Source organism: Vibrio sp. DNB22_10_4 (assembly GCF_052879755.1).
Map to the genome: position 1 here is coordinate 386,459 of NZ_JBNNXW010000001.1, position 13,880 is coordinate 400,338.

At 45.7% G+C, this 13,880-nt stretch carries 9 protein-coding genes; 4 read left to right on the forward strand and 5 right to left on the reverse strand.

Features of this window, described 5'->3' with window-relative positions; all coding sequences use genetic code 11:
- Position 1: 1 nt before the first annotated feature.
- The 4 genes from cobN to kdgR form a co-directional block, all read right to left on the reverse strand.
- On the reverse strand, positions 2–3,805 hold the full coding sequence (cobN, locus tag ACVA6Q_RS01530) for a cobaltochelatase subunit CobN (RefSeq protein WP_446646247.1): 3,804 nt from the start codon (positions 3,803–3,805) through the stop codon (positions 2–4).
- 2 nt (positions 3,806–3,807) lie between these two features.
- A complete protein-coding gene (locus tag ACVA6Q_RS01535) occupies positions 3,808–5,739 on the reverse strand; it encodes a TonB-dependent receptor plug domain-containing protein (protein WP_446646248.1) in 1,932 nt (643 codons plus the stop codon).
- 224 nt (positions 5,740–5,963) lie between these two features.
- Positions 5,964–7,007 carry a S66 family peptidase gene (locus tag ACVA6Q_RS01540; protein ID WP_446646249.1) on the reverse strand — a complete coding sequence of 348 codons (1,044 nt, stop codon included), beginning with the start codon at positions 7,005–7,007 and terminating at the stop codon, positions 5,964–5,966.
- A 162-nt stretch (positions 7,008–7,169) separates the two neighbouring features.
- A complete protein-coding gene (gene kdgR / locus ACVA6Q_RS01545) occupies positions 7,170–7,952 on the reverse strand; it encodes a DNA-binding transcriptional regulator KdgR (RefSeq protein WP_446646250.1) in 783 nt (260 codons plus the stop codon).
- Between the two features lie 257 nt (positions 7,953–8,209).
- Here kdgR and kduD point away from each other — a divergent pair, with 257 nt between their 5' ends.
- From kduD to ACVA6Q_RS01565, 4 genes are all read left to right on the forward strand, one after another.
- Positions 8,210–8,971 carry a 2-dehydro-3-deoxy-D-gluconate 5-dehydrogenase KduD gene (gene kduD / locus ACVA6Q_RS01550; protein WP_446646251.1) on the forward strand — a complete coding sequence of 254 codons (762 nt, stop codon included), beginning with the start codon at positions 8,210–8,212 and terminating at the stop codon, positions 8,969–8,971.
- A 16-nt stretch (positions 8,972–8,987) separates the two neighbouring features.
- Positions 8,988–9,515, forward strand: coding sequence for a YgjV family protein (locus ACVA6Q_RS01555; protein ID WP_446646252.1), 528 nt, complete (start codon positions 8,988–8,990; stop codon positions 9,513–9,515).
- Positions 9,516–9,599: 84 nt separating this feature from the next.
- Positions 9,600–10,235, forward strand: coding sequence for an RpiB/LacA/LacB family sugar-phosphate isomerase (locus ACVA6Q_RS01560; protein ID WP_446646253.1), 636 nt, complete (start codon positions 9,600–9,602; stop codon positions 10,233–10,235).
- A 300-nt stretch (positions 10,236–10,535) separates the two neighbouring features.
- Positions 10,536–11,558: a LysM peptidoglycan-binding domain-containing protein gene (locus ACVA6Q_RS01565; RefSeq protein ID WP_446646254.1), complete on the forward strand. Its 1,023-nt coding sequence runs from the start codon at positions 10,536–10,538 to the stop codon at positions 11,556–11,558.
- 462 nt (positions 11,559–12,020) lie between these two features.
- Here ACVA6Q_RS01565 and ACVA6Q_RS01570 read toward each other — a convergent pair whose 3' ends face one another.
- On the reverse strand, positions 12,021–13,769 hold the full coding sequence (locus ACVA6Q_RS01570) for an IucA/IucC family protein (RefSeq protein WP_446646255.1): 1,749 nt from the start codon (positions 13,767–13,769) through the stop codon (positions 12,021–12,023).
- Positions 13,770–13,880: the final 111 nt, after the last annotated feature.

Consider the following 13,880-nt stretch of genomic DNA (forward strand, 5'->3'; position numbering starts at 1 on the left):
GTTAATCTCTCATTTGTCGATGTTGGCGTAGTGCACCAAAGGCGATACACGCGAGGGAGAATAAAATTAGAAGCAGCAGCTTAGTATCTTCGAGTTCAGGCATGTTTACGTTTTCGACTTCACTCATGACGTTGCCCGATACAGTTGGAGACGAGTTCACGTCCGCTGCTGTTCCTAGCATTCCAAAACCAGTCGCGAGATCGTTGATGTAAGCCTCTGTCACGTCATGTGCTTTGTGATGTTCGACCATCGGCTCCAACTCTTGGTGGCGTTCAATAAGAGAGCGAAGCCTTTCTTCAGAGGCCTCCCAATAACCTTTGCGTACCGCCTCCAGCATTCTTTCGATGATCTGCATTTGTGCCGCTGGTTGATGTTGTTCGAACCACTCATTCAGTTCGAGTTGGTATTTATCATCAATTAAGACTTCACTAAGAGTTTCCCATTGGTCATCTCTAACGGTTTCAGGTGCCGTGACTTGCCAACCAAAGATATTGTTGGTCACGTCTAGCATGTTGATAGCGCCGGAGTACCCCTCCGTTTTCATCGCCTTGAGCCAAGTAGGGTTCATGTAGCGTGCATTGAGCTCTTCGGCCAAGAATCGACTTACGGCAACGGTTCTTCCCTCTGACTGTCGCAAATCGCTGATGTACAAAGAGGGAGACTGACCTGAAACGGTACGGACCGCACTGGCTAATCCGCCCAGATATTCGAATGGATGATCCGTTGATAGCACACCATGTAGGCGGCTGGTGCGAGTCATGATGGCGGTATCGACATTTTCGAGTTGGGAAGCGAACAGGTTCACATCGGTCTGCTTTTCACCCCACATGCCACCACCATAGGCGTACTGCAAGCGAGTCACAAACTGCTGGCCGAGCGCATCATCGCTGTCCCATGTTTGTGATTCAACCGCCTTATGATTAACGCCGGAGCCATAGTCGCCCGGTGCGTTGCTAAAGATACGGACAGCAGCAAGTCGCTGTGCATCGAGTTGGCTGTAGCCTTTAGCGATGAGATCCTCGGCCACAGACCGACTATTTTGAGCGATCGCATTGTCATCATCGAGTTTGGCAATCTTTTCTATCGCATTAGATAGCTTTCGCATGAAACCATCAAATTGATCACGATAGACGGATGTTGCTTGAATTACGACATCAATACGCTCACGACCAAGCTGTTCGGTTGGAATGATCTTGAGCTGCTTTAGATTGCCACCTCTATCCCACACAGGCTCTAGCCCTAAGGCTCTTAATATCTGCGCTTCCAACATGCCAAAGTGGCGCTGGGTTTCGCCAGCCCAAAGTGAAAACGCGATCTTCTTGGGTGTTTCACCTTTTTCCATTCGATGTGCTTGAATGAGCTTTTCTAGCTCTTGCTCGGAGGCTGCGTAAGCCGCTGAACTAGGCACTTTAGCGGGGTCAAATCCATATAGATTGGTGCCGCTGGTGGAGTTTGGATTGCGAATGGGATCGCCTCCAGAACCTGCTTTGATGTAGTGCCCACTTAAAGCTGCCAATAGCGCATCGCTTTCGCCATTATTGGCCAAACTTTGATAACGCTGCGTAACGAGTTCTGCGTATTCTTCCATTTCTGGAGTAGGAGAGGCGTTACCGTTGACAACACCTGATACCCACTGTGCTGGTTTTGAATGCTCGAGCGTCGTCAAATCACCATCAAACTGTTGCCAAAACTCTGCTGCCGAAGGCTCAAAATGTTCTATGAACGCATCGCCTAACTGGAGTAGCAAGGTATAAACGACATCTTGGTGTGACTTCTCTTGGCCAAAACTGTGTAAACCCAGCGGTACGACCTCGCCTGCCAATCTTTCAAAGTGTTCCTCTAAAACACTGGCGGCTTCATCAAAGTGATTGTCAATAGTGTCACGAGTGAGGCCTATATCAGCGGCAACGTTCAAGTTGTCAATTTGCTCGGTAATTTGTAGCTGCAGTTTGTCTTTAACAGCGCCATCTGGTGCGGATAAGTAATCACCTAGCAACCCATTTAGTGCAACATAGTCGCCATATAAACCCGCAGGGCCAAAAGGCGGAGTTTGGTGACTGATAATGGTCGCGCGACCACGTCGTTTGGCTTGTAGTGCCTCAGCAATGTTGTCTTGAATATAGGGATAGATGACCGGGAGGGAACCCAATGTCATATATGGGAAGTCACTGGCTGCAAGTCCACGAGCTTTGCCCGGTGTCCATTCTTGTGAGCCATGGGTACCCAAATGGATTAGCGCGTCCATTTCCCCCATTTGATGTTGCTGTTGCAACCATAAATAGACGGCGAGGTAGAGGTGATCTGGCGGCTCTTTCGTGTTGTGGATAGCGTGACCTACGGTGCCAGCGCGCGGTGGTTGAGGCAATACGTACAGGTGCCCATATTGTTTGATAGGAAAAACGAAAGCGAGCTCGCCGTTTACTTCTCGCAGTGCTTGATGTTTATCCGGTGCTCCCCACCATTTCAAAATGAACTGCCTTTGTTTGCGAGGTAAGGCATTGAACCAAGTTTGGTAGTTAGCAAGGGAGATGCTGGTAGCATAGCCTCGCTCAAGCAGATCTAATGTGGTATCCGGCTGATAGTAGCCCGATAGCAAAAGTTTAGCATCATCAATCGTTTGCTGTTCACTCAACACTTCAGTTTGGTAGCCCTCGGTGTGTAACGCTGAGGATATGCTGCGAATACTGCTTGGAATATTGAGGTTTGAAGCGGAAATGTTTTCCGCACCCGCTGGCGCGTTCCAATACATCAGTGCCACGGTTTTATCTTGGTTGGTGTGAGTTTGTAGTCTGTGCAAAGCGCTCACTTTATCGAAAAGCAAGGTCAATTGCGGCTCGATAACTTGCTTCTTACCATCGCTACCCGCAGATATCACCATCGGGTCTATCAGCCCCCAAGCTTCTGTTGTCGACAACATCACTGAGGCAAGACCTGCGTCTACACCAACGTCGCTTGCTTGCCAGTCTCTTGCATCGCCTGTGCGATAGTGGAGAGTTTGAATCACCGGTACTCCAAGCTTTGATATTTCGTCAGTGCGGGCTTGGCCGTTATGAAGGTGAGTAAGGTTGACCAAAGCGGCAGGCTTTGACTCACTAGATCTTAACCAAGGCCAGTCTAAACCCTGTTTACGACCATCAAACCAGTAAAAAACGGCGGTGACGTTTGCTTCATCTGCCAATCGAGTGATTCTATCGAGATAGTCGAACTCCTGATCGGTGAACACGTTGCGACTGACAACAAGACCAACAATAGGGCGCTCTGCACTTGGTTCTGACTCGAGGCGCTTAGCTAATGTCGTTACAAACCCATGATTGAGATAGATACCATTTAACGGCACCTTTTCTGCCGCAGGGAAATCAGCAGGGCTGTCCCCTGAACGCCATGCATGCACCATTTGAAATAGATGCTGGTAGTTTTCTTGAGTGCCGTTTTGCCAATAGTCGGAGAGTTTGTTGACGAAATCTGTTGAAAGTTCAGTCGCTGCATTCTGGGTGTTGGAGCCGAGTAGTACCCAAGGTAGGTTGTTAGGTAGCTCATTGATAACATGCTGCAATCGCATCCTATCGGGTGTGCGCGGCGCATCAGCGATAATCAAGTCAGCGTTGGCAAGTACATCGGCTGAGGGGCTTTTGGTTGCCACTAACTCAACATCATTGTCATGTGCGATGCTGGAAAGCAGTTTTATTTTATTGCTTGATACAAAGTCAGTATGCAGCAGCACCACATTGGCGGCGATACTGCTGCTTGCAAAAGTGAAAAAGCACGCTGCGGTGAGCAGCCGTGCTAAAGCATATCGGATAGCCATAGTTAGAAGCGATACTCCGCTCTAAAGTACACTTCTCTTGGTTGAACCGCGTAGGTGAACAGCTCTGAACTATCTTGAAGGTAGGTATCGAACAGGTTATTAACACCAACCGAACCTAAGAAATCACCACGGCTGTATTTCGCGGCCAAGTTGTAGATTTGGTAGTCTGGGAGTGTGTTTGACTCATAAGTCTGCTTACCAACATGCCTCATTGATACTTGAGTTGTGATGGCTTCAGAGGCCTGCCAATTGAGTGAAGCGAATGCTTGGGATTCCGGCTTATTCTCTATTTTATCACCGGTTTGAGCATCTTTTGCATCAAGCAGTGTTAGGTTGGCATCGACATAGACAGAACGGGTGATGTCTACATGTCCCTGCCATTCCAAACCTTTGATATCTGCTTCTTCAACATTCATATATTGATAGATGGTTTTGCCGGGCATCGGTCTGCCCGAGCAGCCATCGACACACTGAGTCACGATGAGGTTTTCAACATTGTTCTGAAATAGTGTCAAACCGGTAGACCAGCGTGTTGAGTTATATTCTGCCGAAATCTCGTAGCTTTTGTTTTTTTCTGGCTTGAGGTGTTCATTACCAATAATGTCAAATGGTCGACCAGTTCCAACGCTCAAGTATTCAGGCGACAATTGTTTGATTGTCGGTGCTTTGTAACCTTCACCATAACCGCCTTTCAGCGTCCAATTGTCAGTTGGGGTATAAACAACGTAGGCACGCGGTGAAAAGTTCGAACCAAACTCGGAGTGTTCATCAAAACGCGCTCCGGCAAGGAAGGAAACCGTTTCTGTCACTTCAAAATCACCCTGAGCGAATAGAGCCCCTTGACTCATTGAGCCTTTGCCAGAAGTCAGATCTGCACTTTTTAAACTTTGATGGCGCCACTGGCCTCCAACAGTCAGTTGATGCTGACCGATATGAAATTGGCTTTGACCATCAATAATGTTCTCATCCACTGTATTGGAAGTATTGATATCACCAACGGTCTTGCTGTTTGTCTGCTCAACGCGTGAACCATAAACACGAAGCTGTGTATCAAATTTGTTCCAATAGCCCGAGTGAGTAATGGCGTAGTCAAGAGTGTCGTAGTCGGTTGTGCTGCGTGTCAGTTCACCTGTGCCATTACCGCTGCCAATAATGTAGTCATACCAAGTTTGTTGTTGAGCCACTTTAAGGTCAACATCGAGCTCTTGCTGGTCACTGATAATGCTTTTCAACTGTGCATCGATGTATTTATTTCGATTGCCTGAGATGTCGGTCTCAGTAGGGTCGTTGCGGTTCTCGACAAGACCACGGTAGTAGCTACCCGCTGCGAGTTTCATAAACAACTTGTCTTGAATCAGCGCGCCAGATGTTTGAACTTCGCCATTGAAGCGATTGCCGCCATCTGAAACCGCAGTCCCACCGTGAGTTGAAACAACGGACTGCCATTCATTGGTAATCGGTTTGGTAATGACATTGACAACGCCACCCAACGCGTCCGAACCATAAAGTGCCGACATAGGACCTTTAATGACTTCGATTCGCTCGATGTTCGAAACAGGAATATTTTGCAGCTCTACATTTGCGTGACCCATTAAGTCAGACGCGCGGCTTGTGCGGCGACCATCAATTAAAATTAGCGTTTGTGACGTGTCCATTCCTCGGATTTCAATACCTTTTCGACCTTGACCAATATCCGCAATATTGACACCAACCGTGTTTACCAATGCATCAGACAGGTTGTTGTAAGGCATGGTTTCCAACTGTTCAGCGGTAATCACCGAAACACTCGCAGGTGCATCTGATAGCTTTTTTTCATATGAGGTGGCGGTGACTACATGGGTTTCGTCTACCGGCTTTTCGTTTGCCAAAGCTTGCGTAGAAAGGACGCCGGCGATCGTCACTGCCAGCCAAGATGGGGTTGTAGAGTACTGCATATTTCCCTAATTAAACTCAGTCCAAAAAATTGAGCTTGCAATGCTATGTTATAACATAACTCTTGGCAATAGCTTCTCGTGATGCTGTATTTTTTGAGGATCAATTGAAGGGGCTTGTTGTAGCTACAAATGTATAGGGAGAGCTTGAATACCCGACGAGACTCAATAACCACTCATCAAATCAATTCGGGTGCAAAGGTTTAAATGTGGTTATTTTGTCTTGATTACAACAGCGCCTGAGTAATCGAACCTTTCCACTCTGGGTCGTCTTGGCTTAACGATACAGTCGCCATAGCCCCGTTAATGAGAGTTAGATTTGGGGGCTTATGGCCGATATCGAGGTCGATGATTACTGGAATGTTAATGTCGGCTAAGTAATTCACTAAACACTCTTCATAGCTCAGGCCGTTTACATCCGATCCTGCAGGAGCAGCGCTGCGGCCAATCAGCAGTCCATTGATGTGATTGAACACGCCTCGATATTTCATACTTAAAATCGTACGAGCCACCTCGGTTGGGGGCATTTCGGCGTTCTCCAAATATAGGATGAGTCCTTCGAGGTGACGTTTGGACATGGCTTCTAAATCAAGGTACTCAGTGCCAAAAAGGTGTGAGAGCGTGTCCCAGCATCCGCCGATGAGTCGTCCTTGAATAGTGTCTCCGTGGGAAGGCCTTGTGAGCCATTTCCAACATGTTTTTGTGTCTAACTCAAGGCCAGATTCCGGAGCATTCACAAAGTTGGGCCATCGGCTAGCATAGTGATTAAGCGCCTCTTGAGTGAAACTGCCTTCACTTGCCGTTGCAAAATGTTGAAGCGTACTTGAAGTGAGAGGGTCGATAGCATTGGGCGCGAGATCCATCAGGTTTGAACAATGCCCTGTCGCCCAGCCAAGTTTGCACGCAAAGGTAGCCGATATCGTGCTGACATCGGAAAATCCCAGAATCCATTTAGGGCGAGCCTGCTTGAGTCTTTCAAAGTCAATCAGCGGCAGTAGCTCCATCGCAACCTCTCCGCCCCAAGGTGGGTAGATCGCATCAATGCTGTCATCAAGTAGCATCGACATCAGCTCTTCGGCTCTTTGCTTTGCCGAGCCGCTGACATGTTTTCCTTGGTCGTATAAGCAGTCTCCAACCACTATGTTAAAGCCAACCGACTTTAGGTGATTGGTGACGCATTCAAAACGAGCATTGTGCTTTGGTGAAATACCGGATGAGAATGCGGTGATACCGAGGGTACTGCCTTTTTGTAATGGTTTTGGATACTTCATGGTTAACTATTTGGTAAGACATTGGATTGTTTACCATATCCAACGCGAAATCGAAGCGCAACCGAGCGTGTTTATTCGTTAGGTGGGGATCAAGTAAGGAGATTTTGTGCCTCCTTACTTATTTGCTCTTTGTTTGATGTAAAGGTGGATCTTGAAGAAGGTTTACACAGGGTAATTCTCGCAGCCTAATGCCTCAGAAATATTGCGACCAGCGGTATGAAGTAACGCGACATATTCTGCTTTTTTTGTTTCATCAAAACGAATGACTGGGAACGACATCGATACTGCAGCAACGGCTTTATCAAAGCGATCATAAACAGGCACAGCAATGCATCGCAGCCCTGGCTCTTGCTCTTCATTGTCTTCACCGAAGAATTGTTCGCGAACAACGCAAAGCTCGTCCCAAAGCTCATCAATACTGGCGTGGGTTTTTTCGGTATGTTTGACAAATTCCACATCTTTAAGCAACTCATAGACTTCTTCTTTAGGCAAGTCACTCATAAGAACCTTACCAATGGCAGTACTGTAGAGTGGATTGCGTCTACCGATGCGAGAATACATGCGAAGCTGGTAGCTGGAGTCGATTTTATGCAGATAAATAATGGCATTTTCTTCTAGTGCGCCAAGGTGAAGTGTCTCCTGAGTCACTTTGTGTACCGTCTCCATTTCACGGTTGGCCAGTTTGATCAAATCAACATGCTCTAGGGCTTTTGCTCCGACTTCGAATAGCTTTAGAGTTAACGCATACTTGTCCGCTTCGCCTTCCTGCTCCACGTAACCCAGTGTTTTCATTGTCTGCAAGAAACGATAGGTCGTTGCCTTAGACATCATTAATCGCTGAGACAGCTCTGACACTCCAATCTCTTTTTGCTCGGCGAGTGCTGACAGGATGTTAAACACTTTTAATACAGAAGACACCGCTTCTGGTTGATTTGATTTTTCCATTTCACTCTCTGAAATCAATTTTTAATTCAAATGATTATAGCGGACATACCTCGCTCAGTCAGCAATTTCGAAAAGCCATTTCATTATTTTAGAACCAAAATTATGAGACCGGTGTCACCTCTTTGATGATTTATGGTGATTTTTGAAACGTTGTTTCAAAAAAATCTTCCAACATCAGTGTTTTTTGTGTAATGTAGTTTCAACTTAGTGAGCATGCCGATTTGTTCACCACTTCATCACCAATAAAGGAACGGATTATGATTCTTGATTCATTTAGTCTTGAGGGCAAAGTAGCGGTCGTCACTGGTTGTGATACTGGCCTAGGTCAAGGCATGGCACTAGGGCTAGCAAAAGCAGGTTGTGACATTGTCGGTGTTAACATTGTTGAGCCAACGGAAACCATCGCTCTTATGGAAGAAACGGGTCGTAAGTTTATCGACATTCGCGCTAACTTGATGAAGTTAGACGACATCCCCGGCATCGTAGACCGTGCAGTTACTGAGCTAGGTCGTATCGATATCCTGGTGAACAATGCCGGTATTATCCGTCGTAATGACGCGATTGAGTTCTCTGAACAAGATTGGGATGACGTAATGAACGTTAACATCAAGTCAGTGTTCTTTATGTCTCAAGCCGTGGCTAAGCAATTTATTGCCCAAGGTGAAGGCGGCAAGATCATTAACGTGGCGTCTATGTTGTCATTCCAAGGTGGCATTCGCGTTCCTTCTTATACCGCATCAAAAAGTGGTGTAATGGGTGTGACTCGCCTTATGGCTAATGAGTGGGCAAAAGAAGGCATCAATGTTAATGCGATTGCTCCTGGTTATATGGCAACTAACAATACTGCAGCGCTACGTGCTGATGAAAAACGCAATGCAGAAATCTTGGAGCGCATTCCAGCCGACCGTTGGGGGACGCCAGAAGATCTCGCGGGTCCATGTGTATTCCTCGCATCGAAAGCGTCTGATTACATTAATGGTTACACCATCGCCGTTGATGGTGGTTGGCTAGCTCGCTAGTAGGAATAAAAGAACGATGATTGATTTGTTGTTTGTCGGTCAACTACTCGGTTTTCTGAGCTTTGGTTTGGGCATGGCGACCTTTTACCAAAAGGACGACAAGCAACTGAAAGTCTTAATGGTGGCTTTCAACATCAATCATCTGATTCACTACTTTTTACTGGGTTCGTTGGTGTCAGTGGTTGCATCGGCGTTGTCCGCAAGTCGAACACTAGCATCGATATATACTCAATCGAGACTCGTCGCTTGGGCATTCATTGTGGCTGCAGTGGTATTTGGCCTCTCTTTCTCTGAGGGGGCGGTTCACATTTGGCCAATACTAGGGACTGCTATCGGTACATACTGTGTATTCATGCTGAAAGGTATTGCAATGCGAGTGGGTTTTTTGATAGGGGCGATATGTTGGTTAATTAATAATATCATTGTGGGTTCGATTGGCGGGACGTTGTTAGAAGCGACATTGATTGTCACTAATTCGGTGACTATTTATAGAATGAATATCGATGACAAAATGGTAGTGAGTCAAACGCAGTCGTCACAGTAAAAGATGAGCGTGGCGACTGAGAACGAATCAGTTATTTGGTAAGAAATTTGGAATATAGGCGGCGAAAGTCGCTGGAGATAAGTTATGAAAATTGCACTAATGATGGAAAACAGCCAAGCGCCGAAAAATGCGATGGTTGCTTCTGAACTAAACCTTGTAGCAGGCAACTTAGGTCACGATGTTTTCAATGTCGGTATGACAGATGAAAATGACCATCACCTGACTTACATTCATCTTGGTATCATGGCGAGCATTCTTTTGAACTCAAAAGCGGTAGACTTTGTCGTGACTGGCTGTGGTACAGGCCAAGGCGCGTTGATGGCAAGTAACCTTCACCCAGGTGTTGTTTGCGGCTACTGCTTAGAGCCATCAGATGCATTCCTTTTCAACCAAATTAACAACGGCAATGCGATTTCATTGGCCTTTGCGAAAGGCTTTGGCTGGGCTGGTGAGCTGAACGTTCGTTACATTTTCGAAAAGGCATTTACTGGCGCTCGTGGTGAAGGGTACCCAATTGAACGTGCAGAACCTCAGCAACGCAATGCGGCAATTCTTAGCGAAGTTAAAGCTGCTGTTTGTAAAGACGTTGTGGCGTCACTAAAAGCGATTGATCAAGATCTTGTTAAGCAAGCTGTTGGCAGTGCTCAGTTCCAAGAGTGTTTCTTTGCAAATTGCCAAGTGACTGAGATTGCGGAATACGTTCGCACTTTGATTGACTAGTTTGATTTGATTTCAAGTAACCTCAGCCCCTCGAATCCTTGTCTTTGGGGTTACTTTAATCAAACGTTGCACCACGTAGTGGCTTTTTATTATTTGTTTTGATGTCCATATCGGGGTTTCTCCAGCCAGTGTTATCACTGGCTTTTTTTATCGACAATAATGAACTGATTTTATTGTCAATTTCTCTCCATTTCATCAGCAATCTTTACTCACTCTCAAAACCAAAATCTGATATTGAACTACAAAAAAGCTCTCTTAAAGTTGCATATTAAGTTTACTTTTTGAAATGGTATGTTCAGCATGAATAGTGAGTATTTTAACAGCGTTAATCGCTATCGATATTTTGACAACATCCGCCCCGGAGACACATTAAGCAAGGTCATTCTCAAAATCTACCAATACCGTTATGGTAGTGATGGCTATCGTCAGGCGCTTGATCAAATCCTCACTGACAATCCAGAAATTAAACACCCTGACAAAGTCAGTATTGGCCAAGCGATTTCTCTTCGTCCTCTAAATAGCAAACCCACCCCCACCTCTCCCGTCGCGAGTCAATTCGCGCCAAACCCGGTCATTTCAAATGAAGATAAAGCGCAGTTTGAGCGCACTATGAAGCAGATGCCTCAGAAGCAGCAAGATATGTTTTGGGCTCTGTCGTGGTTAGAGGATGCCTGGGGGCCGGCGAGTACGGGCGCTGGGGTGACGCTTGCGTCTATGGGGATACTGCTTGGCGATAGCTCACGGGGCAATATCAAGAAACTGGCTGAAATTGAGGAGGTTTATAAGAAATATAAATCAGGTGCGCTGACAAGGGGCCAATATGACTACAGGCGAAAGAAAGTACTCGATACGGTGGCGAAAAACTTAGGTCCGGTTGAAAAGCTTCTTTTTAAAGGGAAGAAAGTACAAGAGTCGATGCGAATATCCCGCAAAGGAGGTGTTCCTGCAACTGCGGCGCTGAGAAGTAATACGTTGCGTCTTGAGAAACTTTCGAAGGTTGCTTCTAGAGGCGGTTCCGTATTGACTGTCGTTGGTATTGGCGTAGCTTGCCACGAAATAGCCAATGCTAAGAGCACGGCCAAAAGGAATGAGATCATGGTTGAGACGGCAACAAGTACAGTAATGGGACTAGTTGGTGGTGCCACGATCTCTTTACTAGTATTTGCAACCCCTGTCGGCTGGGTTGGATCTATATTGTTGGCTGCTGGGGCATCAGTAGCGAATCACTATTCGGGTAAAGCCGTGCTCAATCTGTATAAATCTAATTTTTCTGATGTTGATTTAGTGAGTAACCTTGGGGTAAATAAAGTATGCAAGTTGTAGAGTGGGCATTTATATTGTTCTTTGCATTTGGTGGTCTGCTATTTGTGTGGTTTATATTGGTTGGCGGAGTTTTGACTTTTTTTACTCCAAAGAGAGTTATTCAATATGCTTTCTCCCCTGAGCATTACACAAGAGGAGAGCTTGTGCTGGTTAGAGGGTTCCACTTCGTAGCACTAATACACGGTGTAGCTTTGCTTACTGCTGTCGCCTTTCCCAAATGGGCGAAGAAGCGGCGACTGACGAAAATACGCTCTGTATGCCCTCGTACTTTCATAAATATTTCTGTTGCTTACATATGTGTCCTGTGGATTTTGACGGTTTCAATCCTTATTTGTTTGGCAACGATGATGATTCTACAGTGATCATGTTTATTGCAATTCAGAGCTTTGCTGTTTGAATTTAACGCAGTATTTTCAGTTGCAGTGACTTTCAGTCACTGCAATCGAGTATATCAATTTTAGCTTAGTTATGTTTCAAGCCCACCACCAAAGGGTTCCTTATTGGCTCACCAAGCTCTGGAAGTGGCCTTTGATTGCTTTCCCCATATCCAATTTTAAACTTCACGCGGTTTAGGCAAACCTTGTCGATGCGTTCACTAAGTAGATTGAAGGCCGCAAAGCGAGAATTTAGATCAGGGTGATCTGCTTGGTAGCGTTGAATTTCTTTGGCGAGTAAACCGTAGAACTTAGTCTCACTGATCCCTTCTTGCTCGAACCATGGAGAAATAAACCTCAGTACTGTGACAAAATGTCCGGTAAGAAGGTCATGAACGAGGTATTTAGCTGGTAGGCGTGACAGGTTCTGTTTGATGGCATCATCAAGTGAGTTGAGTTCAGGAAAGTCTTCATCTACCAACCTTAAGTCACCATGAAAGTCTTTGATGATACAGCCTACCGGCTGATTATCTTCAAGAGTGAGTGTCACATTTTGCCCGTGGGCGACAAGCCCAACGCCATATTGACACATTAAATGGTAGAGCGGTATGACGACATGGCGAAACAGTTTACTTAACCACTGTTCATGCGAGAGGCCAGAGGCGTCGATCAATGCTAAGACACATGCGTTTCCTTTACCATCATCTTGCATCAAGGTTGCCATCGCCATGGGTCTTTGCGTTGAGCTGATGACAGATTCTGCTCGCTCTCGCCAAATACAGCCAAGCATTTCATTGTATCGATATGCCCCTTCAATTTTTGATTGATAAGGGTGAGAAACGAAAATGCCCCCAAGTTCTTGCTGCACTTTAAGGCCGAGTGAATGAAGAAGTGGATCGCTCTTGGTGACGTTAGCCAGCCACTTTGATATGGCTGCACCTTGCTGAATGTATTTGCCTGGGATGCCACGATAACAGGAGGTATTGAGAATGGTGACTGCCGTTTTGATATCAAATTGGGTCGTCGAGGACAAGGCGCTCAGCGTACGTATGGACTGCTGAGGCTGCCATAGTGCCTGTGAGAAGCCTAGATCGATAAACTGCCCATCTTCAAAGTAGTCTTGGAACTGAATACGTATAAAGCGTTGATACTGCCAGGGGTGAATGGCAATCATCAGGTAGTCCGCTTCATTTCCCTTTGGTAGCTGCGCTCGCATATCGGCATAATCACTGGGCGACATGGTCGCTTTAATCAAATCGTCAGAGCCTAAATCTTCACGAAATCCACTGTGACACAATGAACGGTGTACCGCCAAATAGCGTAGCTGAAAGCCAACACTGGTTTCCGGTGAGTAGCGTTGTAGCTCATCTTCTCCCCAGCCTAATCGACCTTTGTTAGCGATCAATTTTGGGTGAGCATCGAGATAACGTTGTCTCTGAGTTTCATTGCAATTTACGATATCAGAAGCGGTGACATGTTCGAGTATTTTGACTCGTTCCACTTCACTGAATAAAGTTTGATTCATTTCTTCAATGAGACCCGAAAGGTCAATATCGTTAATTTTAATTGTTGATTGCAGGTCAACTAAAAACCTACTGATTGTTGGGTTATTTGTATTGTCGTTGATTATTGACCCTAAAATAGGGTTGTACGTGCCCCAGATATTCTTCTGCGCATCAAACTTCCACCTGACGTTATTTAAAACAAGCGCTATTCGCTCAATGCCTTTTCCTATGGTGGTCTTATGGTCAAACTCAAACATTTCTTCAAAATCAAGTTCACTAACTGCTTTTGCGATTAGCTTTTGATTTGCTTGATACCAGTACTGCTTTGTCACAATTTGTCCCTTTTTGTCATTATCTAATTGATAAATATGTAGATATGAATTCGTTTCGAATATGTAAATAATCTATTGACAAATACACTTGAGATCAACAATCATAACGAT